The organism is Streptomyces niveiscabiei (genome assembly GCF_033794345.1).
Classification (GTDB): Bacteria; Actinomycetota; Actinomycetes; order Streptomycetales; family Streptomycetaceae; genus Streptomyces; species Streptomyces niveiscabiei.
The window spans coordinates 20316-41813 of the sequence record NZ_JARAYJ010000057.1 but is presented as its reverse complement, the minus strand read 5'-3'; the positions used below and the strand labels follow the sequence as shown (position 1 = coordinate 41813).

At 70.2% G+C, this 21498-nt stretch carries 24 protein-coding genes; 14 read left to right on the top strand and 10 right to left on the bottom strand.

Annotation, left to right across the window (positions count from 1 at the left end; translation table 11 throughout):
- The first annotated feature begins 65 nt into the window (after positions 1-65).
- From msrA to PV682_RS41060, 7 genes are all read left to right on the top strand, one after another.
- A complete protein-coding gene (gene msrA, locus PV682_RS41090; protein ID WP_319737635.1) occupies positions 66-602 on the top strand; it encodes a peptide-methionine (S)-S-oxide reductase MsrA in 537 nt (178 codons plus the stop codon).
- Positions 599-1246, top strand: a complete 648-nt coding sequence (locus PV682_RS41085; protein WP_319737634.1) for a hypothetical protein — start codon at positions 599-601, stop codon at positions 1244-1246. The genes msrA and PV682_RS41085 overlap by 4 nt, the downstream gene beginning before the upstream one ends.
- Positions 1247-1326: 80 nt before the next feature.
- Positions 1327-2514 carry a serine hydrolase domain-containing protein gene (locus PV682_RS41080; RefSeq protein ID WP_319737633.1) on the top strand — a complete coding sequence of 396 codons (1188 nt, stop codon included), beginning with the start codon at positions 1327-1329 and terminating at the stop codon, positions 2512-2514.
- A gap of 126 nt (positions 2515-2640) precedes the next feature.
- On the top strand, positions 2641-3225 hold the full coding sequence (locus PV682_RS41075; RefSeq protein ID WP_319737630.1) for a hypothetical protein: 585 nt from the start codon (positions 2641-2643) through the stop codon (positions 3223-3225).
- Positions 3226-3332: 107 nt separating this feature from the next.
- On the top strand, positions 3333-4385 hold the full coding sequence (locus PV682_RS41070; protein WP_319737627.1) for an iron-siderophore ABC transporter substrate-binding protein: 1053 nt from the start codon (positions 3333-3335) through the stop codon (positions 4383-4385).
- Positions 4382-5374, top strand: a complete 993-nt coding sequence (locus PV682_RS41065) for a FecCD family ABC transporter permease (protein ID WP_319737626.1) — start codon at positions 4382-4384, stop codon at positions 5372-5374. Before PV682_RS41070 ends, PV682_RS41065 begins: the two co-directional genes overlap by 4 nt.
- The gene (locus PV682_RS41060; protein ID WP_319737623.1) at positions 5371-6426 is read left to right on the top strand and encodes a FecCD family ABC transporter permease; all 1056 of its coding nucleotides are present in this window, start codon (positions 5371-5373) and stop codon (positions 6424-6426) included. The genes PV682_RS41065 and PV682_RS41060 overlap by 4 nt, the downstream gene beginning before the upstream one ends.
- 64 nt (positions 6427-6490) lie before the next feature.
- Here the strand turns inward: PV682_RS41060 and PV682_RS41055 are convergent, their stop codons facing one another.
- On the bottom strand, positions 6491-7531 hold the full coding sequence (locus tag PV682_RS41055) for an NAD(P)-dependent alcohol dehydrogenase (RefSeq protein ID WP_319737621.1): 1041 nt from the start codon (positions 7529-7531) through the stop codon (positions 6491-6493).
- A 181-nt stretch (positions 7532-7712) separates the two neighbouring features.
- On the opposite strand from PV682_RS41055, the gene PV682_RS41050 reads away from it, so the two are divergent.
- Both PV682_RS41050 and PV682_RS41045 read left to right on the top strand, forming a co-directional pair.
- Positions 7713-8615, top strand: coding sequence for a helix-turn-helix domain-containing protein (locus PV682_RS41050; protein WP_319737620.1), 903 nt, complete (start codon positions 7713-7715; stop codon positions 8613-8615).
- Between the two features lie 84 nt (positions 8616-8699).
- A complete protein-coding gene (locus PV682_RS41045) occupies positions 8700-9083 on the top strand; it encodes a hypothetical protein (protein WP_319737619.1) in 384 nt (127 codons plus the stop codon).
- Here PV682_RS41045 and PV682_RS41040 read toward each other — a convergent pair.
- On the bottom strand, positions 9080-9367 hold the full coding sequence (locus PV682_RS41040; protein WP_319737617.1) for a DUF397 domain-containing protein: 288 nt from the start codon (positions 9365-9367) through the stop codon (positions 9080-9082). The genes PV682_RS41045 and PV682_RS41040 overlap by 4 nt on opposite strands.
- Complete coding sequence (locus PV682_RS41035) at positions 9339-10202, bottom strand: helix-turn-helix domain-containing protein (protein ID WP_319737616.1); 864 nt, start codon at positions 10200-10202, stop codon at positions 9339-9341. Before PV682_RS41035 ends, PV682_RS41040 begins: the two co-directional genes overlap by 29 nt.
- Before the next feature lie 126 nt (positions 10203-10328).
- Here PV682_RS41035 and PV682_RS41030 point away from each other — a divergent pair, with 126 nt between their 5' ends.
- Positions 10329-10550 carry a hypothetical protein gene (locus tag PV682_RS41030; RefSeq protein ID WP_319737615.1) on the top strand — a complete coding sequence of 74 codons (222 nt, stop codon included), beginning with the start codon at positions 10329-10331 and terminating at the stop codon, positions 10548-10550.
- On the top strand, positions 10547-10915 hold the full coding sequence (locus PV682_RS41025; RefSeq protein WP_319737612.1) for an ATP-binding protein: 369 nt from the start codon (positions 10547-10549) through the stop codon (positions 10913-10915). Before PV682_RS41030 ends, PV682_RS41025 begins: the two co-directional genes overlap by 4 nt.
- Positions 10916-11469: 554 nt before the next feature.
- Here PV682_RS41025 and PV682_RS41020 read toward each other — a convergent pair.
- From PV682_RS41020 to PV682_RS41005, 4 genes are all read right to left on the bottom strand, one after another.
- Positions 11470-12153: an ABC transporter ATP-binding protein gene (locus PV682_RS41020; protein WP_112471997.1), complete on the bottom strand. Its 684-nt coding sequence runs from the start codon at positions 12151-12153 to the stop codon at positions 11470-11472.
- Between the two features lie 45 nt (positions 12154-12198).
- Positions 12199-13659 carry an ABC transporter permease gene (locus PV682_RS41015; protein ID WP_319737609.1) on the bottom strand — a complete coding sequence of 487 codons (1461 nt, stop codon included), beginning with the start codon at positions 13657-13659 and terminating at the stop codon, positions 12199-12201.
- Between the two features lie 175 nt (positions 13660-13834).
- Positions 13835-15100 (bottom strand): L,D-transpeptidase, encoded by a 1266-nt coding sequence (locus PV682_RS41010; RefSeq protein ID WP_319737607.1) that lies wholly within the window; start codon positions 15098-15100, stop codon positions 13835-13837.
- A gap of 227 nt (positions 15101-15327) precedes the next feature.
- On the bottom strand, positions 15328-15672 hold the full coding sequence (locus tag PV682_RS41005; RefSeq protein ID WP_319737605.1) for a hypothetical protein: 345 nt from the start codon (positions 15670-15672) through the stop codon (positions 15328-15330).
- Between the two features lie 106 nt (positions 15673-15778).
- Between PV682_RS41005 and PV682_RS41000 the strand changes: the two genes are divergently transcribed.
- On the top strand, positions 15779-16072 hold the full coding sequence (locus PV682_RS41000) for an LAETG motif-containing sortase-dependent surface protein (RefSeq protein WP_319737604.1): 294 nt from the start codon (positions 15779-15781) through the stop codon (positions 16070-16072).
- A gap of 45 nt (positions 16073-16117) precedes the next feature.
- Positions 16118-16900: a hypothetical protein gene (locus tag PV682_RS40995; protein ID WP_319737603.1), complete on the top strand. Its 783-nt coding sequence runs from the start codon at positions 16118-16120 to the stop codon at positions 16898-16900.
- An 84-nt stretch (positions 16901-16984) separates the two neighbouring features.
- Here the strand turns inward: PV682_RS40995 and hutH are convergent, their stop codons facing one another.
- The 3 genes from hutH to PV682_RS40980 all read right to left on the bottom strand — a co-directional run bounded on the left by hutH (position 16985) and on the right by PV682_RS40980 (position 20688).
- Positions 16985-18523 (bottom strand): histidine ammonia-lyase, encoded by a 1539-nt coding sequence (gene hutH / locus PV682_RS40990; RefSeq protein WP_319737637.1) that lies wholly within the window; start codon positions 18521-18523, stop codon positions 16985-16987.
- Positions 18524-18580: 57 nt separating this feature from the next.
- Complete coding sequence (locus PV682_RS40985; RefSeq protein WP_319737601.1) at positions 18581-19732, bottom strand: GGDEF domain-containing protein; 1152 nt, start codon at positions 19730-19732, stop codon at positions 18581-18583.
- Positions 19733-19884: 152 nt separating this feature from the next.
- Positions 19885-20688, bottom strand: a complete 804-nt coding sequence (locus PV682_RS40980) for an enoyl-CoA hydratase/isomerase family protein (protein WP_319737600.1) — start codon at positions 20686-20688, stop codon at positions 19885-19887.
- A gap of 191 nt (positions 20689-20879) precedes the next feature.
- Between PV682_RS40980 and PV682_RS40975 the strand changes: the two genes are divergently transcribed.
- Positions 20880-21485, top strand: a complete 606-nt coding sequence (locus PV682_RS40975; RefSeq protein WP_319737599.1) for a hypothetical protein — start codon at positions 20880-20882, stop codon at positions 21483-21485.
- Positions 21486-21498: the final 13 nt, after the last annotated feature.

Sequence of the window (21498 nt, the reverse complement as noted above, 5' to 3'; positions counted from 1 at the left end):
GAGATCTACCGCGAACTCCCCGAAAGCGCCCCCGCACTACCCAACACCCCGAACACGCCCACCAGTTGATCCCCAACACCACGGCAAGGGACACGACCGCCGAGTTCGCGCTCGGGTGTTTTTGGGGTGCTGAGCGGCGGTATTGGCAACTGCCTGCGGGGGTCTGGACCACCGCTGTCGGGTTCCAGGGTGGGTTTACGCCGTTTCCCGTTGATGACGAGGTGCGGACCGGGTTGACCGGGCACGCGGAGACCGTGCGGGTCGTCTATGACCCCGCGCGGGTCTCCTACGAGGCGCTGCTGCGGGTTTTCTGGGAGGGGCACGATCCGACTCAGGGGTTCCGGCAGGGAAATGATGTGGGGACTCATGTGCGCTCGCTGATTTTTACGCGTACGGACGACGAGGTGGAGGCCGCCGAGTCGTCGAGGGACGCTTATCAGAAGTGTCTCGCCGAGGCGGGGTACGGGGAGATCACCACCGAGATTCTGGCGGCGGAGGAGTATCCGTTCTATCCGGCCAGTTCGCTGCATCAGCAGTATCTGGCTCATCATCCGGGCGGATACTGCGGGTTGGGGGGTACGGGGGTGACGTACCGGGCGTGAGTTTCGGTGTTCACGCTCGTCGGGTACGCGACGAGAGTCTGCCGTTCGCGCACAGGCGCGGGGAGTTGAGGTACGCCGTCGGGCGGTACTGCCCGCTCGGGTTCAACGCGACGTGGGCCTACCTCTCGGCCCTCGCACCGGACCTGCGTACGGAACCGGAGGCGCTGCCGCGTGCGCTGGCCGTCCTGGAGGAGAGCAGGGACGTATTCCTGGTCCGGGAAAGGGAGTTCGCGGCGCGGCGACGGGTCGAGAAGGCGGCGGGGCGGCGGACGCCGGGAGTTCGGGACACGGCTGCCCTGCGGGGGCCGTGCTGGCCGGGTACGGTGCCTCCGGCGCGGCTCGGGTTGATCGCGGCGGTCGCCAACCGGCATGCGGCGTTCCGGAGTTGGCGCTTTCCGGATGTTTCGGTCGAGGCGCCTCGCCTCGGTGGGCTGCACGCGCGGCTGGACGCGTGCGCGGTCGCCTACTTGGCGGAGCTCAGCCGGCAAGGGCCGGAAGCCGCGCGGGAGTTGGCCGACGTCCTCGACCGCATCGACTCGCTCACCCGGCCCGGATACGCGCCGCTGAACGCCCACCTCCTGAGCCGGCTGCGCTTCGGGCGGCTCCTCGCGTACGCCATGAGCGTGACGAACGTGCCCGGTTGACCAGCCGGAATCATCAACTCCCCTTCCTGTAGCGGTAATTCAGTTGCCCCGGCCATGCCTCGACCCCGCTAATGCACTGCATGGCCGATATCCAGGGCACCTACGACGACCTCTTCCTCGCCGTCCCCAACCTCCTCGCCCGACTGCTGGACGAGGGGGACGCGGGAGGGTCGGTCGCCGTGTTCGTGGGCGGGGAGCCCGTCGTGGACGTGTGGGGCGGGTACGCGGATGCCGCGCGCGGCGTCCCCTGGCAGCGGGACACGATCACGAACGTGTGGTCGGTGACGAAGACGATGACCGCGCTGACGGCGTTGACGCTGATCGAGCGGGGCTCACTGGACCCGGACGCCGAAGTCGCCCGGTACTGGCCGGAGTTCGGGGCGAAGGACGTCCTCGTCCGGCATGTCCTCTCGCACACCGCCGGGCTGCCCGACTGGCCGGGCACGGTGGAGGAGCTGTACGACTGGGACGCGGTCACCGCGCGGCTCGCGGGCCTCACGCCGCAGTGGGAGCCGGGTACGGAGGCGGGGTATCACTCGCTGACCCAGGGGTACCTGGTGGGCGAGCTGGTCCGGAGGATTACCGGGGTACCTCTCGGGGACTACTTCGCGACGGAGATCGCGGGACCCCTCGGAGCGGACTTCCACATCGGGCTGGCCGCCGAGCACGACCACCGGGTCGCCGCGAGCGTCCCTCCCGAGGGGGAGACGGAGGAGTACGCCGCCAGCGCGCCGGGGAGCGGCGACGGCGACTCGGCCACGCCGGGGAGCGGCGACATGGGCGTGACAGGAAGCGGCTCCTCCGACTCGCCGGGGCACACGGACCCGTCGGCCTCGACGCCGCCAGCGGCCCCGGCGTCCTCCACCGACGCCGCCCCCCGCCCGACCCCGCCCACCCCCATCCGCGTACACCACGGCAACTCCCCTTCCTGGCGCCGCGCCCAGATCCCCGCCGCGAGCGGCTACGGCAACGCCCGCTCGGTCGCCCTCGTCCAGTCCCGCCGCCTCACCGGCCCCGCCCTCGACCTCGCGCGCCGCACCCAGTTCACCGGCGAGGACCGGCTCCTCGGCATGTCCGTCCAGTACGGCCTGGGGTACGGCCTCTTCGGCAACGCCCTCGGCTGGGGCGGCTGGGGAGGCTCCCTGGTCCTGGTCGACCCGGACGCCGGTATGACGGTCGCGTACGTGACGAACCAGATGCGCCGGCCCGGCGACGACAACCGGGGCCTGGAGATCGTGACGGCGGCGTACGAGGGGCTGGGCCTCTGAGTCACCGCCTCTCCACCCGGCCCACGAGTCACCACCCCGCACCACCCGGCCCGCCGAACCCCGCCCCTCCGCCTGAACCACGAACTCACCGCCCCACCACCCGCCCCGCTGGGTTACCGTCCCTCCATGTCGCCCTCGACCAGTGCCCTCGTCGTCGCCGTCGTCGGTGTCGCCGGCACCCTCCTGTCCGGCGTCCTCGCACACAGAGGCGCGCTGCGCTCCACGTCGATGGAGCTGGAGCACGCGAGGCTGGAGCGGGAGGCGGAGCGGGACGCGGTGGAGCGGCGGGAGAACGTGGAGGCGCGCAGGGCGTCGTACGTGCAACTGAACCGGGCGATACGGGAGTTGCACCTGTTGCTGTGGCAGCACCGGGAGGCGCTGGCGGCGGGGACGGGCGACACGGCCGCTCAGACCGCCGAACGTGCGGATGCGCGGCGGGAGTTGAGGGAGGCGTACGCGACGGCGCAACTGGTCGTCACGGACGAGGTGTTGCAGGCGGCGGGCCGCATCGTGCACCAACTCAACCGCATCCACACCCAGTTGGAGCGACACGAGCAGCAGTCGCCCCGCACGCCGGAGCCCCTGGACGTGCTCCTCGAACGGCTACAGAAAGCCTCCGAGGGCCTCTACGAGGTGCGCCAGCACATGCGCCGCGACCTCGGCATCACCAACCTCCCGATCGAGCGCCCCGAGGATCACGGAGCCTCCTGACCAGGTCCCCCGCACGGACCCGCCACAAAAAGAGAGGTTAAGGTAAGCCTTGCCTTAGCGAGACCCCCTTGCCTGGGCAAGCCCCTTATGCCCCCCGGAGTACCCCCGTGCGCACGTCCAAGCCGACAGCAGTCCTGACCGCCGCCCTGATCGCAGGCACCGTCCTGGCGGGCTGCTCGACCGACTCGGACGGCGCCACCAAGGACGCCAAGGCCCCCGGCGGCGTCAACAAGGTCGCCGGCGCCCCCGAGGGCCCCGCCGCCGCGCCCGGCGCGCTCGCCGCCGGCATGGGCTCGGACGTCGCGAAGGACGGCACCTTCCCGAGGACGGTCAAGCACTACGCGGGGACTACGACGGTCAAGACGGCGCCGACGAAAATCGCCGTTCTCAGCACCGGCCAGCTCGACGACCTCCTCACCCTCGGCGTCGTACCGACCGCGTCGACGCGCGCGGCGAACGCGGGTCTAGTACCCGACTACCTGAGCGCTACGTTCCCGCAGTACAAGGCGGAGCTGAACGAGATGGCGGACGCCGGTACCCGGCAGGCCCCGAACCTGGAGTCCCTCGCGACGGCGAAGCCGGACCTGATCCTGGTCAACAAGTCCCTCGCCGACCTGTACCCGAAGCTGTCGAAGATCGCGCCGACGGTCGTCACCGCAGGCCAGGGCATCAACTGGAAGCGTGATCTCCTCCTGGTGGGGGACGCGGTCGGCAAGGGCCAGGCGGCGCGGACCCTGCTGAACGGCATCGTCGCGGACGCCAAGTCCCAGGGGGCCGGCGTCAAGGGCGACCCCACCGTCTCCATGGTCCGCTTCACCCCCGACCGCACCCGCATGTTCGGTGTCTCCTCCTTCACCGGCTCGATCGCCGTGGACATGGGACTCACCCGCCCCGCGTCGCAGCGGTTCAAGGCGATCTCGCAGGACATCAGCAGCGAGAAGATCGACACGGCGGACGGCGACTGGATCTTCTACTCGGTGCAGGGCGACGCGTCGAAGACGGACGCGGCGAGCACGGTCGCGGGCCCGCTGTGGAAGGGCATGAAGGCGGTCAAGGCGGGTCACGCGGTGCAGGTCGACGACGACCCCTGGTACCTGAACGCCGGTCCCACCGCCGCGCGCCTGGTCGTCGGGGAGCTCGCGGAGCACCTGGCCAAGTGACCCGGCGCCTGATCGTCTGGCCGGCGGCTGCCCTCGTGGTGGCCGCCGCCGTCGTGCTCAGCCTCGCCGTGGGTACTAGAGCCGTACCCCCGGCGGCGGTCCTGGACGCGTTGCTCCATCGGGGGGAGTCCCCTGACACCCTGGTAGTACGGTCGCTGCGGCTGCCCCGCACCGAGATCGGACTCACGGCCGGTGCGGCGCTGGGTCTCGCGGGGACGGCGCTCCAGGCCGTCACCAGGAATCCGCTGGCCGACCCCGGGATCCTCGGCCTCAGCCAGGGTGCGGCGGCCGGTGTCGTCACAGCGATCGCGTTCGGCTGGGCGAACGGTTTCAGCGGGTACGTGTGGTTCGCGTTCGCGGGTGCGGTCGGCGCCGCGTGTCTCGTGTACGCGGTCGCCTCGCGCGGCAGGGGTGGGGCGTCGCCGGTCAAACTCGCCCTCGCGGGGACGGCGTTGGCGGCGATGACGGCGGGCGGGACGACCGTCGTCCTCACCTCGTCGTCCGCGACGCTCGACCAGTTCCGGTTCTGGCAGGTCGGTGCGCTCAGCGGGCGGGACGCCGGCAGCGTCGTACGGATGCTGCCGTTTCTGCTGGTCGGGGCGGTGCTGGTGATGGCGTGCGCGCCGGGGTTGGATGCGTTGGCGCTGGGGGACGAGACGGCTCGGGGGCTGGGGCATCGGGTTCACCTCGTGCGGGGTGCCGCGGCGTTGGGGGCGACGCTGCTGACGGCGTCCGCTGTGGCCGCCGCCGGGCCGATCGTGTTCGTGGGGCTGGTGGTGCCGCATGTCGCACGGAGGTCGGTGCGCACGGGAGGGCATCGTTCGCTGTTGCCGCTGTCGGCGCTGTTGGGTGCGGCTCTGCTGGTGCTCGCGGATGTGGCCGGACGGGTGGTGCGGGCGCCCGCCGAGGTGCCGGCCGGGGTGATGACGGCGGTGGTCGGGGTGCCGGTGCTGGTGATGCTGGTGCGCAGGAAAAAGGCGGTGGCATGAGGCTCTCCAGCGATCCCCCTACCGGCGTACACCCTGGCTCCCTGGTAGTACGTGCCACCCCCCGCCTCTCCCTCCTCGTGCACCGGCGTTCCCTCGCCGTCGCCGCAGTACTCCTGCTCCTCCTCGGCGCCGCGATGCTCACGTCCGCCTGTCTGGGGCAGACCCTGGTACCCCCGGGTGACGTGTGGGCCGCACTCAGGGGGACGCCGGGGCCGTACGACCTGGTGGTGATGGAGCTACGGGTCCCCCGGATCGTCGTCGGCGCCCTCGTGGGGCTCGCGCTCGGTGTCTCCGGTGCCCTGATCCAGACCGTGACCCGCAACCCCCTCGCCAGTCCCGATGTGATCGGCGTCGGGCACGGGGCGGCTGCGGCGACCGTCGGTGCGCTGGCGACCGGCGCCGTGTCGTCGCCGTCCGCGATGCCCGCCGTATCCGTGCTGGGCGGCCTCGCCGCCGCGGCCCTGGTGTACGCCCTGGCCTGGCGGAACGGGTTGCAGCCGAACCGGTTCGTGCTGACCGGCGTGGGCATCGGTGTGGCCCTCTCCGCTGTGGTTCAGCTGTACCTCGCCGACAGCGAACTCGATGCGGCCGAGCAGCTCAAGCTGTGGCTGACGGGGAGCCTCAACGGGCGCGGGTGGGAGCAGGCGCGGCCCCTGGCCGCCGTACTCCTGCTGGCGCTGCCCGCGCTGGTGTGGGCGAGCCGTGCGGTGCGGCCCCTGGGGCTCGACGCGGATACCGCTGCGGGGCTAGGGGTACGGGTGAACCGGGTGCGGCTGGGGTTGACGGTCCTGGGTGTCGTACTCGCCGCCGCGGCGACCGGTGCCGCGGGGCCGATCAGCTTCGTGGCGCTCACGTCTCCGCAGCTGGCGCGCAGGCTCACACGTACACCGCAGCTGCCGCTCGTCGCGTCGGGGCTGACCGGGGCCGTCGTCCTCGTCACGGCTGATCTGGTGGCGCGGGTACTGGTACCTCCGGTGGAGATACCCGTGGGGGCGCTCACCGCGCTGGTAGGGGGGCCGTACCTGCTGTGGCTGCTGGGGAGACGGACGTGAGAAGGCCGGCCCTCCGGTAGGGGATACCGGAGGACCAGCCTCGGTGGTCATACGACCGGCGGGGTCAGATCGTCGCCGTGTCGATCACGAAGCGGTACCGGACGTCGCTGTTCACGACCCGGTCGTACGCCTCGTTGATCTCCTCCGCCGAGATCAGCTCGATCTCGGAGCCCAGGTTGTGCTCGGCGCAGAAGTCGAGCATCTCCTGGGTCTCGGCGATGCCGCCGATCATCGAACCGGCGAGGGTCTTGTTGCCGCCGATGAGGGAGAAGAGGTTGAGGGAGATGGGCTCCTCGGGGGCGCCGACGTTGACGATCGCGCCGCCGGTCTTGAGGAGGGAGAGGTAGGCGCCGAAGTTCAGCGGCGCGGAGACGGTGGACACGATCAGGTCGAAGGTGCCCGCGAGCTGCTTGAACGTGTCGGCGTCGCTGGTGGCGTAGTAGTGCGTGGCGCCGAGCTTGAGGCCGTCGTCCTTCTTGCTGAGGGTCTGCGAGAGGACGGTGACCTCGGCGCCGAGCGCGGCACCGATCTTGACGGCCATGTGGCCGAGCCCGCCGAGACCGATGACGGCGACCTTCTTGCCGGGGCCCGCGCCCCAGTGCTTCAGCGGGGAGTACGTGGTGATGCCGGCGCACAGCAGGGGCGCGGCGACGTCGAGCGCGAGGCCGTCGGGGATGCGGACGACGAAGCTCTCCTTGACGACGATCTGCTGCGAGTAGCCGCCGTACGTGGGCTCGCCGTCCTTGCCGATGGCGTTGTACGTGCCGACGTTGCCCTGCGTGCAGAACTGCTCGACGCCGGCCTTGCAGTTCTCGCACTCGCCGCACGAGTCGACCATGCAGCCGACGCCGACCCGGTCGCCGACCTGGTACTTCGTGACGCCGGGGCCGACCTCGGAGACGATGCCCGCGATCTCGTGGCCCGGGACCATCGGGAAGATGGCCGTGCCCCAGCCCTCGCGGGCCTGGTGGATGTCGGAGTGACAGATTCCGGCGAACTTGATGTCGATCTGGACGTCGAACTCGCCGACCGGGCGGCGCTCGATGGTGGTGCGGGCGAGCGGGGCCTTGGCGGCGGGTGCGGCGTACGCGGCGACGGTGGTCATGCCGTGGTTCTCCTAGCGGGGGGATGCGTCCCGGCCTGCCTTCGGGCCGGGCACGTGCACCAGCCTGCCATGGCGTCGAGCGTTCACCCAGGTCACAGCTCTGCCTACGCTCACTGTGCCTACCACTGGCGGGGACAGGATCAGGAGCGTACGACGGTAGGGGGTGGCCGATACTGGGTGTATGGACGAGGAGCGGCCGACAGGGCCGGGTGAGCCGGCCGGGCTGGACCGGCGGGCCGAGCTGAGTGAGTTCCTGCGGACCCGGCGAGCCCGGCTGAAGCCGGAGGACGTAGGACTTTCGGGGTACGGCCGGCAGCGGCGGGTACCCGGGCTGCGGCGGGAGGAGCTGGCTCAGCTCGCCGGGGTGTCCGTTGCGTATTACACGCGTCTTGAGCAGGGCAACGGCCGCAACGTCTCGGCGGAGATCCTCGACTCCATCGCGCGGACCCTGCGGCTCACCGAGGCCGAGCACGCGCACCTCATGCACCTCGCGAAGCCCAAGCAGCACAAGAAGAAGGCGGGCGGTGGGCGACCCCAGCAGGTCCGCGTCCCCCTGCACCACCTCCTCACCGCCATGGACGGTGTCCCCGCGTACATCATCGGGCGGCGTTCCGAGATCCTCGCGTGGAACCGGCTCGCCGCGGCCCTCTTCGGCGACTGGTCCGAACTGCCCGCCGCCGAGCGGAACTGGGCCCGCCTGACCTTCCTGCGCCCCGACTACCGCGACCTCTTCATCCCCTGGGAGGAGAAGGCGAGCGACATCGTCGCCACCCTGCGCTGGGAGGCCGGCTGCTATCCCGACGACCCCCGCCTGTCCGCCCTCGTCGGTGAACTCTCCGTCAAGAGCGAGGAGTTCCGCCGGCTGTGGGCCGCCCACGACGTCAAGCAGAAGAAGAACGGCGTCAAACACCTCAACCATCCGCTCGTCGGCGAACTCACCCTGTCCTTCGAGGGGTTCACCCTGGGGGCGGACCCCGAACAGACCCTGGTCACGTACCACGCGGAACCGGCCTCCCCCAGCGCGGAGGCGCTACGGCTGCTGGCGAGCTGGGGGGCGGACGCAACGCGGGTGGAACGGGCCTGAGCCCAGGGAACCGCCGGCTGCCGCTTCGCGTGTGACCACAGGAACGCGCACTCCGTTCACGCCCGGTTCCTGGAAGGGTCCCCGATGTTCCTCTCGCTGTCCGGCGGCATGTGGCTGTTGATCGCCGCCTGCGCCACGGTCGTCAACATCGTCGGCATGCGGTGGACCATCCAGGTCCCGGAGTACCGCAAGCGGCAGGTGTGGATACCGGTGATCGCGGCGATCGGGATCGGCGCGTTCGGGCTGCGCGGTGGGAGCACGCTGGGCCAGGTGCTGTTCCTCTATACGTCCGTCCTGTTCATCCCCCTCGTCCTCCTCGCACCGATCCGGGGCCGGGTCACCCGCGACCACTACCGCTGGAAGGAGGACCCGACGACGAAGGCGAGCACCGGGGTGGTGGTGTGGATTCTGGTGTCGCTGCCGGTGATGGTGTTCGTCATCGGGGGGTTGTACGGGGCGGGGCGTTAGGGGGTGGGGTCCTGGAGGGAGGCGAGGAAGGGGGTCCAGGCGGTGGCGGGGAGGAGGAGGGTGGGGCTGTGGGGGAGTTTGGTGTCTCGGACGGGGACGAGGTGGGGGAGGTTGGTGGCAAGTTCGACGCAGTCGCCGCCGCTGCCGTTGCTGTAGCTGGACTTGCGCCAGAGAGCTGCGCCGGGGAAGTCGCTGGCAACCTCGACGCAGTTCCCGCCGCTACCGTTGCTGTAGCTGCTCTTGAGCCACAGGGCGTCACTCAAGTCGATCCGGTCGCTTGCCATTTCGGTAGTCCTCTGCCGCTGCTTTGATCATGGCCAGGGACGCCTTGGGAGAACGCGCGGCGGCCCTGAGGCGATCGTACGACCTGCGGTACTCCAGGACGAGCGCCGGATCATCGATGGTGTCACCGCTGTGCAGCGCCTCCGTGTAGAACAGCGGCGGAGCATCCGGGAAGGTCATGATCTTGGCCGGGCCCGTCATGAACGGATGCGCCCCGTGGGTTCGCAGCAGGATCTGCGGAACAATTCGGCGCCGCTCGGCCAACCTCACGATCCGGTCAAGCTGCTCGGCCATCTCCAGCGGCGGGAGGATCGGGTCGGTGATCAGCAACTCGTGCAGGATCGCCCAGTACTCCGGCTTGTGGTGGTCCCTCTCGAACAGGTCGGCTCGTTCCATTCGGCCGCTGACCTTCTCCTCCACCTCTTCGTCGAGAGCCAGCGGGTGGGTCGCCAGCACAACGGCCCGCGCGTAGGCCGGAGTTTGCAGCAACCCCGGAAACAGCGTAGGCGCCCACTCCTCGATCGTCAGCGCATGCTTCTCCGCCTCCAGCACCTTCTCGAAGTACTTGGCGTGCCCCTTCCTCCTCGACTTCCGCACGTCCTCGCAGTTCCGCTCGAAGTACCCGTCCGTACCGAGCCGTTGGTCCACGTGCCGCGCCAGCTCGATCGGCATCGTCCGCTCCCCCCGCTCGATGTCACTGAGGTACGTCTTGCCGAAGAAGCTCCCGGCGAGCAGCTCCTCCAGCGACATCTCCGCCTTCTCCCGCTTCCAGCGCAACTCCTTGCCGTAGAAGGTCGGAACCCCCTCGGAACCGTCGATGTCCTTGCCTCGCGCCATGTTCCTCACCCCTTGACCGGCCCTCCGCAGCGTGCGCTGCGGACTCAAAACCCCTTTCACGGTAGCGACCAACACGACACCCTGTGAGGCATTCGTCACACACCGCACAGAAAGCGACTCCCCCACATGCCCGACAACTCCCCCTCCCCCAACGACATCCCCGCCTGCGTCGAAGAACTCCGCCAGGCCCTCGCCCTCCACAACCTCCAGTTCCCCTCCCTCGGCCTCGACATCGTCAGCTACGCGAGCCGCTACAGCCCGCCCCTCAACCTCCTCTCCCTCGGCAACTGCCCCACCACCACCGCCCTGGCCCTCGCGGCCATCCTCCGCGAGGCCGCACCCAAGTGAGCTTCGAGCACAGCTTGTTCGAGCACAGCCTGTTGGCAACGCCGAAGGCGGTGCCCGACCTCCGGCACCGCCTCCGCGAGCACTCGTACGACGTCCGCCTGTGCGCGACGGAACTGATCACGAACGTCATCGACCACGTCGGCGACGGCACCCCCGTGACGATCCGCGTCCTCCCCACGGCCCCCGGCCACACCCGCATCGAGGTCACGGACCCCGAGCCCCACAAACTCCCGATACTCCAACAGGCCACCGCAGACGCCGAGTCGGGCCGGGGCCTCGCGCTCCTCACGGCCCTCGCCCGGCGTTGGGGCGTGGAGTGGGCGGCCGGCCGCAAGACCGTGTGGTGCGAGATCAGCGACTCGTGACGACGTCACCGGTGCAGCGCGGATCGGGATGCGGCGCCACCTGATCCGCGACGGCCTCCACCCAGCGGACGCGCCGCGCATCGAGCCCCGTATCCGCGGGGACGGCGAACCAGACCCACCCGGGGAACACAGACACTGGCGATCTCATCACCCCCGGAGGACCCGGAGTAGAAGACACCGGCAGCCATAGCGCAGAGCACGGCGGCACGGCTGCGGCGACGGCCGGAAGACGGATGTGCTTCACGGCATCAACCCCACAGCCGTCGGTAGTTGGCCTCGTCGTACTTGGTGGACTCGGTGAACCGGATCTCGCCGTCGTCCACGGCGGAGGGGAGTTGGTCAGCAGAGCCGTGGCGGTCGCGGTGGCGAGCGCGACCACCGTGACAACGTTCATGGGACCGGTCGATTGGAAGGGGAACGGGAGACCGACGGTAGAAGCGGGCGGCACCCGTAAGCCGCCAGATCGTTCCGGTTCCCCCGGATGGCCGAACCCTCCAGGCGTACACCCCCCGTAGTCCTACGCCAGAGGTGTACGCCCGGACACAGCAAGGCAGTCAGGACCTCGCCTTCTCCGTCACCGTGATCCGCCCCTTCCTGATCGTCACCAGACGAGGCGCCTTCTTCGCGATCGAGGAGTCGTGGGTGACCATGATGAAGGTCAGGCCGTGCTCCTTCCACAGCGTCTCCAGGACGTCCATGATCTCGTCGCGCATGCTTTCGTCGAGGTTGCCGGTGGGTTCGTCGGCGAGCAGGACCTTCGGCTTCTTCACCAACGCCCGCGCTATCGCCACGCGTTGCTGCTGGCCGCCGGACATCTCCGAGGGAAGGTGGGCCAGTCGCTCGCCGAGGCCCACCGACTCCAGCGCCTCGGCGGCCCGTTCGCGGCGTTCCTTGACCTTGAGGCCCAGGGGGACCAACGCCGTTTCCACGTTCTCCTGGGCCGTCAGCGTCGGGATGAGGTTGAAGGACTGGAACACGAAGCCGATGCTCTCGCTGCGGACCTTCGTCAGCCGGGACTCGGGGAGTTTCGCCAAGTCCGTGCCGTCCAGGACGACTTCACCGGACGTGGGACGGTCGAGGCCGCCCAGCATCTGGAGGAGCGTGGACTTGCCGCCGCCCGTGGGGCCCTGGATGACCAGGCGGTCGCCGTCGGGGATCGTCAAGTCGACGGCGTCCAGGGCGAGTACGGCGTCCTTGCCCCGGGTGTAGCGCTTGGTGACGTTTCTGAGTTCGTACATGGCGTGCAGCAACTCCTCGGTGAGGTAAGGGGGTTGAGAAACCGACTACTCGACGCGGCGCAGCGCGTCAGCGGGACGCAGCCGGGACGCCCGCCACCCCCCGAACGCCCCGGCGATCAACCCACCGGCCACCGCGAGCCCCACGGCGAGCGCGACCGTCGAGACGCTGACCGGCGCGGTCAGCGCGACATCGAGGGTGCGCGCGGCAGCCGCACGGCCGGGACCACCGCCCCCGAAACCACCACCCCCGCCGCCCCCGAAGCCGCCACCACCCCCGTTGCCGCCGCCCAACTGGGCTTGCAGCGTAGGGCTGATGGCCGTCACGACGTACGCCCCCGCAAGGCCCAGCGCGATCCCGAGCGCACCCCCGAGCAGCCCGTTGACCATCGCCTCGCCGATCACCTGCCGGGTCACCCGCCCCGACTTCCAGCCGAGCGCCTTGAGCGTCCCGAACTCCCGCACCCGGCGGGAGACGGCGGAGGAGGTCAGCAGCCCGGCGACGAGGAACGCCGCGACGAGCACCGCGATGGACAGCCACTTGCCGACGTTGGAAGCCAGGGAGGACGCCGTGGACAGCGACCCCGACACCGTGTCCGCGAGATCCGCCGACGTCGTCACCGTCGTACCCGAGATGTTCTTCTGGATGGCCGACTTGACGGCGTCGATCTGCTGGGAGTCGGTGGCCTTGACGTAGACCGTGGTGACCTTGTCCTTCGCGTCGCCGAGGGTCTGGGCCTGGGCGAGGGGGACGTACACGTTGGCGGCGGCGTCGCCGCTGTCGGCGGTCGCGATGCCGATGACGGAGAACTTCACCGTCTTGATGGTGATGGCCGAACCGACCTTGAGTGACTTCTCCTTGGCGTAGGACGCGTCGACGACGGCGACCTTCGCGTTCGTCTCGGACGTCGTGAACGTCCGCCCGCTGGTGATCTTCGAGGAGGTCAGCGGCCCCAACTCCGGCTTGGCGACGTCGGTTCCGTACACGGAGTAGTTGTTGACGTCGAAGTCGGCGCCCCCGCCCCGGACTTCACCCTGCGGCTGACCACCACCGGCGCCCCCACGACCGCCTTCACCGCCACCCTGCTGGAACTGCCCCCGCGTGAACTGCCCGTCCACCTTGACGACTTGGAGGCTGAGCCCGCCCACCGCATCGGCGACGCCGCTCTGCTTGCCGACCTGCGTGACGGTCGAGGTGGCGAGCGTCTGGAAGCCGCGCACCATGACGACGTCGCTGCTCTGCGACGCGTCGCTGTCGCCGTCCTGCGCGTCGAACTGGAAGCGCGGGCGCTGGGCGCCGGTGCCGCCGGCGGCTGCCGCCTTGGTGACGGTCATGTCCGTGCCGAGGCCGTACAGCGACTGGAGGACCTTGTCCTGGGCCTTGCCCATGCCGGAGGACACGGAGTTGACCACGATGACCAGCGCGATGCCCAGCGCGAGCCCGGAGGCGACGACGAGGGCCGCCTTTCTGCGGCGGCGCAGCTCGCGCCTCAGGTAGGTGAAGAACATGCGCCGAAAAGTAGGGACGGCGTGTGATGACTCGATAAGCCGCGCATAAGAGCCGGATGAGAAGGCCGCGCCGAAGCCCCCGTGCGCCAACTCGCCGACGCCGCAACCCCTTTCAGAAACGCCGATGCCGCCCCCGGCGAGGGAGGCGGCACCGGTCGAGCCGTATGACGAACCGTCAGACCGCGGACCCGGCCTTCCAGTCGGCCCAGCTCATGTTCCAGCCGTTCAGACCGTTGTCCGGCGCGACAGTCTTGTCACCGGTGTTCTGCACGACCACGACATCCCCGACGATCGAGTTCGTGTAGAACCAATACCCGGCCGTACCCGTGTCGTTGGCGCCCTTCGTGTCCGAGAGACCCACACACCCGTGACTGGTGTTGGTGCTGCCGAAGATGGACTTCGCACCCCAGTAGTTGCCGTGGATGAACGTCCCGGAGTTGGTCAGCCGGATGGCGTGCGGCACGTCCTTGATGTCGTACTCGCCCTTGCCGTCGTCGTCGGTGAAGCCCACGGTCGCGCCGTTCATGCGCGTCTCCTTGAACTTCTCCGACATCACCATCGTGCCCTCGTACGTCTTGTTGTCGGGCGAACCGGCGGAGATCGGGATGGTCTTGATGGTCTTGCCGTCCTGCGTGACCTTCATCTGCTTGGTCTTCGCGTCGACGTAACTGACCTGGTTGCGGCCGATCTTGAAGGTGACGGTCTTCTGCTGGACGCCCACGACGCCCGGCGCGCCCTCGACCCCGTCGAGCGCGAGCTTCAGCGTGACGGTGGAGTTCTCCGTCCAGTACTGCTCGGGGCGGAAGTCGAGGCGGTTGGCGCCGAACCAGTGGCCGACGACCTCCTGACCGCTGCTGGAGGTGACCGTGATGCCCTTCTGGACGGCGGCCTTGTTGGTGATCGACTTGTTGAAGTTGATCGAGACGGGCATGCCCACGCCGACCGTGGAGCCGGAGTCCGGCGTGAAGTTGCCGATGAAGCTGTTGGCCGGGGAGACGGTCGTGAACGACGCGTTCTCGTGGGCGACGCGGCCCTCGGAGTCCTTGGCCTCGGCGGCGACCTTGTACGTGGTGGAGCGCTCCAGCTGGTCGCTGGGCTTCCAGGTCAGCTTGTCGGCGGAGAGCTCGCCCTTGACGGCCGTACCGTCGGAGGTGGTCATCGTGACCGCCGTGAGCGTGCCCTTGCTGACCGTGACGGCCGCGGAGTTGTTGATGGAGGCGTTGGCGGAGCCGTCCGCGGGCGTGATCTTGATGTCCGCGACGGACGCCTTCTGGGCCGCCGCCTCGTCGGCCTTGGCCTGCGAGGACTCGCCGCTCCCGCCGCCGGAGGCGTCGTCGTCGCCACCGGAACACGCGGAGAGCACCAGGACCCCCCCGAGCAGTACGGACGCGGCCCGCAGACCCTTGCGCCGCTTACTGTTCGCTATCACTCGCTTCTCCATACGTTGCCGATTACCCGGAACCCGGACGTCCCCGTATCCCCGAGGGCTTCCCCAATCCCCGGGACCCTCTTGTCTGTTAACGCTTCAACCGCCGTCCCGCGTTCCACACGTTCCCGTCGTGTGAGCACGCCCACGTCCTCGCGGCCGAAGCAACACTGCCTGAGACGACGAAACCCCGGACGCGGTTTCCGTCCGGGGCCGCGGATCTCACTGATTCCCCAGGACGCTCAACCGTTACGGTCCATGGCGTCGTCCTCCTCGTCATCATCCTCGTCGAGGTCCCATTCCGGCGAATCGGGGTCGTAGTCGATGCGCTCGGTGGACCAGGACGCCTGGACGAGTTCCGCTCCCGGCACCCCGCTGACCAGGCCGAACGGGTCGACGAGGTAGGCGAGCGCCTCAGCGGTGTCTTCCGTCACAGCGCTCTCGGCGTGCGCGCGCTCGGCGTCCGGGAGCTCCGGATCCTCCGCGAGCCGCTCCAGCGCGGCGCTGGTCACGGCGCCTTCGTCATCGAGTTCCAGCACGATATCCACGCGAAGGCGGACAAAGCGCGAGGTTTCTTCAGTACTCATGCCGGGAGCGTACGATCTCTCTCCCCCGTGACTTTCCCGTGACCCTCGCCTTTCACTAAGCTCGCCCCCACGGCCATTCTCCAGCGCACAAGGAGATCGATATTCCGTGTCTTCCGCCCGCCGCCCCCTGCTGACCGCCACCGCCGCGGGGACTCTCCTGTGCGCCCTGTGGTTCGTCCCGTCCGCCAAGGCCGATACGGTCACCCCGGACGCGCCGGCGTCGCCGCACAGCACCTCCCAGCAGGCGCGTGCCGTACCCGCCGCGGATTCCTCCGGCGCGCAGCTCGCCGACACCGGGAGTTTCGACACGACGCCGTACGTCGTCGGCGGGAGCGTTTTCCTCACATTGGGTGCGGGATTCGTGCTTTATTCGGTTCGCCGGGAACGCCTCGATTTTTGAGTCGGATTTGACGCCCACTTGGCCGAAACTTCATAGTTCGCTGTCATGAACAGAACGTGGGGGGTGCGGCTGTCCATGACGGCCGCCGCGAGCGCGCTCTCGCTCGCATTCATGACCGGTTGTTCGTCGGACTCCGGTGAGAGCAAGAAGGACACGGCCGCGGACGCGAAGGCGACGCCGACGGCCGCTGCCGCGCCGACGGCGAAGGCGGTCACGGCGGCGGAGCTGGAGAAGCTGCTGCTGGCGGCGGGCGACGTCAAGGGGTACAAGGTCAGCCCGGGGGACGACACCCTGCCCAAGGGCAAGTCCGAGGTGAAGACCGACAAGGCCGAGTGCGCGCCGCTGGCCTGGGCGAACACCGCCCTCCCGCCGGGTGACACGACCGCCGCGGCGAGCAACACCGTCTCGTCGGACAAGCCGACCGACGCCCCCACCAAGCTCGACGTCAGCGCCCTGCTCGGTGTCGACATGACGTGGGTGGGCCTGTCCTCCTACGACGGCGACGGCGCCGAGAAGGCCATGAAGACGGTCTCCGAGGCCATCACCACCTGCGCGAGCGGCTTCACCATCTCCGGCGCCGAGGACGGCGCCAGCAAGATCACCAAGGTCGCCTCCGAGAAGGGGACCGGCGGCGGTGACGAGGCGCTGGCCTTCTCCGAGAACGTCAGCATGGACGGCGCGGGCACCGCCGTCTTCCACACCGAGGTGATCCGCAAGGGGAACACCGTCGCGACGTTCTACACGCTCGACTTCGGCGCCTTCGAGACCGGCCAGATGCCGAAGGTCCCGGCCGCGATCATCACGGCCCAGCTCGCCAAGCTGAAGTAACCGGGTAGTACCAGTACCCAGGCAGTACGGGCCCCTGCCCCTCATCTGTACGAGGGACAGGGGCCCAACCCTTGTACTACCCCCCTACCGCAGCGCCCCCGTCACCTTCTCCACCGCCTCCACGAGCCCCCCGCCGCGCACGAACGCGTCGGCAGCGGCCAGGTCCGGCGCGAGGAACCGGTCCGGCCCGGGCCCCTGGACACCCGCCCCGCGTACGGCCTCGACGACGGCCCGCGTCGCGGGCGCCGGCGTGAGGCCCTCGCGCAGCTCCACCGCCCGCGTCGCCGCGTACAGCTCCACCGCGATCACCCGCGTCAGATTGTCGACGGCCGTCCGCAGCTTGCGCGCCGCCGACCACCCCATCGACACGTGGTCCTCCTGCATCGCCGAGGACGGGATGGAGTCGGCGGACGCCGGTACGGCGAGCCGCTTCAACTCGCTGACCAGCGCCGCCTGCGTGTACTGGGCGATCATCAGCCCGGAGTCGACGCCGGCGTCGTCCGCGAGGAACGGCGGCAGCCCGTGGCTGCGGTTCTTGTCGAGCAGCCGGTCGGTCCGCCGCTCGGCGATGGACGCGAGGTCGGCGGCGGCGATGGCGAGGAAGTCGAGGACGTAAGCGACGGGCGCGCCATGGAAGTTGCCGTTGGACTCGACCCGGCCGTCGGGCAGGACGACGGGGTTGTCGACGGCCGACGCCAGCTCCCGTTCCGCCACGAGGCGCGCGTGCGCGATCGTGTCCCGCCCGGCCCCGGCGACCTGCGGAGCGCACCGCACGGAGTACGCGTCCTGGACGCGCGGCGCGTCGTCCTGGTGGTGCCCGGTCAGCCCCGAACCCTCCAGTACGGCCAGCATGTTGGCGGCCGAGTCGCCCTGGCCGGGGTGCGGGCGGATCGCGTGCAGCTCGGGCGCGAGGACCTTCGCGGAGCCGAGGAGCGCCTCCAGGGAGAGGGCCGCGGTGATGTCGGCGGCCTTGTACAGGGCGTCGAGGTCGGCGAGCGCCATGAGCAGCATGCCGAGCATGCCGTCGGTGCCGTTGAGGAGCGCGAGGCCCTCCTTCTCGCGTAGCTCCACGGGCGTAATACCGTGCGCCGCGAGCAGCTCGGCGGCCGGGCGTACGGTGCCGTCGGGGCCCTCCGCTTCGCCTTCGCCCATGAGGGTCAGGGCGCAGTGCGAGAGGGGGGCGAGGTCGCCGGAGCAGCCGAGGGAGCCGTACTCGTGGACTACCGGGGTGATACCGGCGTTCAGGATGTCCGCCATGGTCTGGGCGACCTCGGGGCGTACCCCGGTATGACCCGAGCAGACCGTCTTCAGCCGCAGGAACATCAGCGCCCTGACGACCTCCCGCTCCACGCGCGGGCCCATCCCGGCGGCGTGCGAGCGGACGATGTTGCGCTGGAGCTGGGTGCGCAGCTCCTGGCCGATGTGCCGGGTGGCCAGCGCGCCGAACCCGGTGGACACCCCGTAGACCGGCTCCGGCTTGGCCGCCAGCGCGTCCACGATCTCGCGCGCCGCCGCGAGCGCCGCGACCGCCTCGGCCGACAGCTCGATCCGGGCTCCGCCCCGGGCCACGGCGAGAACGTCGGACGCGGTGACCCCGGTGGTCCCCACCACCACAGTGTGCATATCCATATTCAGGAGCGTACGCATTGAAGAAGGCGCTGTCACCACCGGAGCGCTGTTTCACCCCTTACCCGTGCGGTCGCCCCGGAAGCGGCGGCGTTCGGCGCCGGTAGGGGGCGGGGTGTCCGCCAGAAGTACGACGGGGTCCTCGGGTCCCTTGCGGCCCGCGACCACCGGGTACGCGGCGCGTTCCGCCTTCGCCCGGTACTGGGCCGCGTCCGCGAGCCGGAAGAGGCGGCGGGCCGTACGGATCGGGCCGATCGGGTCCGCCGTGGACGCGACGCCGCAGGCCACGCCCTCGCCGAGGTCCAACTCGCCCGCCCTGCGGCACAGTTCGGCTGCCGCCGAGACGACCTCGTCCGCCGTCGGGCCCACCGCGAGGAGGCAGAACTCGTCGCCGCCGAGGCGGGCCGCCAGCGTGCCCGGGAGCATGGCTCCGCAGAGGGACAGGACCGAGCCGAACCGTTCCAGCAGGCGGTCACCGACCGCGTGGCCCTTCGTGTCGTTCACCTTCTTCAGGCCGTTCAGGTCGCACACGACGAGGCTGACCGTCACCCCCTCCGCCCGGTGCCTCTCGACCGCCTCGTCCAGGCGGACGTCCACGGCCCTGCGGTTCGCGAGGCCCGTCAGCGCGTCCGTGAACGCCAGGCGGCGGGCCTCCTCCAGGCGTTCCGTCTGCGCCAGGCCCGCGGCGACGACCGAGGCGAGGACGGTCGCGAAATCCGCGTCCGCCCGCTCGAAGGGGGGTACCCGGGTAGGTCTCGCGACGTACAGCTCGCCCCACGCCCTGCCGTTCAGGACGATCGGGGCGACCACACAGGAACCCCGGCCCCTCCGCCGTAGCGCCGCGACGCGCTGGTGCACGTAGCCCGGTCTGCCCGTCGTCGGACCCTCCGCCGTCTCCACCCACGCGTTCGGCCCGCCGCCGGTGGCCCAGCGTTCGTGCAGGAACTCCGCGATCTCCGGGAACTGGTGGACCGGGTACGACTCCGACTCGGGGTACTGCTCCTCGTCCGGGGCCCTGTCCCCCACGTTCACCAGTACCCGTAGCCGGCCCAGCTCCCGCTCCCAGACGGAGAGGGCCGCGAAGGTTCCGGACAGGGCGTGGCGCGCGCCGTCCGCCGCGGCGGTCCAGGTGTCCCTGGGGGTGCGCGCGGCTGCGAGTCCCTGCGCGAGCTTCACCACTGCCGCGAGGTGTCTTTCGTCGCCCATTCGTTCAGGCTAGGGATATTTGGGGTGAAAGGGGGGTTCGGGGCGGTCCGAGTGGGGGGTTCCGAGGGATTCGGGGTGCGGCGCCGTCGCGGCTGGTCGCGCCCACGCGGCGGAGCCGCGAATCGATACAGCCCCGCGCCCCTGAAAACACTTCACTCGCCCGGCCATACCGGCTTCCTCTTCTCGTTGAACGCCCTCACCCCCTCCGCCCGGTCCCCCGAGAACGCCACCGTCCGCCACGCCGCGTCCTCCACCTCAAGCCCCGCCCTGATGTCCAAGCCCTGCCCCAGCCGCAGCGCCTTCTTCGCCGCCCTCAGTCCCACGGGCGAGTTCGCGGCGATCCGGCCCGCCAACGCCAGCGCCTCCTCCCGCGCCCTCCCCTCCTCCACCAGGACGTCCACCAGCCCCAACTCCCGTGCCTCCGCCGCCTCCACGCGCCGCGCCGAGAAGATCAGCTCGGCGGCGCGGGCCGCTCCCACCCGGCGGGGCAGCAACTGCGTACCCCCGCCCCCCGGAATCACCCCCACCGACACCTCCGGCAACCCCACCACCGCAGTCCCGTCGGCCACGATCACGTCGCAGGACAGGGCGAGTTCGAAGCCGCCGCCCAGGGCGAAGCCGTTGACCGCGGCGATCGCCGGGACGGGGAGGTCGAGGACGGCCGTGTACGCGGCGCGGGTCGTCGGGCGTTGCAGGCGCAGGTCCGTGTCGGTGAACGAGTTGCGCTCCTTGAGGTCGGCGCCGACGCAGAACGCGCGGTCGTTGGACGACGTGAGGACCACGACCCGCACCTCGGGGTCTACCCCCAGAGAGCTACACGCGGCGGTGATGGCACGGGCCATGTCCGTGGAGACCGCGTTCATCGCCTTGGGCCGGTCCAGCACCAGTTCCGCCACGTGCCCGTCGGCCTCACGGCGGACCAGGACATGCTCGCCGAACCGTTCCTCGCTGCTCATGGCATCCTCCGGGGTCACATCGTTAACGGCGGTTAACCACCTCGTCCGGGGCGATCATCGCAGTACATCCCCCGCCCGGGGAAGGGCGGCGGGTTCGGACTCCGACTACCCGTTCGAGTGACATACCTCCGGACCACGGCCACCCCTCCCACCCCGCCGCGTACCGTCGCTGCGGCCCATCGGGAGGGGACATGTACGAGGGAGACGATCCGGCGACGACCCGCACAGGGGCGTTCCGCGCCCGGGGACGGCATCGGCGCCCCCGGCCCCGCAAGGTGGTCCTCGCGGCGGGCGGACTGGCGTTCGCGGCGGGGGTGCTGGGGCTGCTGCGGGTGGTGCCGGACGGGGGCGGTGGGGGTACGCCGGGGGTACGGGCGGGTGAGGCCGGTCGGGAAGGGTACGCGGATGGCGTCACCGACCTCGCGACGAACGCGGCACCGGTCCCCTCGGGTGCGGCCAGTGATACCCGCCGTACTTCAGGGGGAACCGTCTCCAAGATTCCGGACCCTCGCAGTACCCCCGGTACCTCCGGCGTACCCCGCCCCACGGCATCCACGGCCTCCACCGCCTCTACGGCCTCGCAGCGGCCTCCCTCTCAGGAGCTACCGGTACCCCCTGCCCCGACCCCTGATACGCCCACCCGCACCACGTCCCCCGCGCCGACCCCTACCCCCACGGTCGTACCCCCCGAGAGCCACACCCCGAGTACTGCTCCCACCCCCGACGCCCCCCACGACATCTGCATACCGGTCATCGGCCTCTGCGTGGACACGCCCTTCATCGAGCCGACCCCCTGAGGCCCCCTGGACC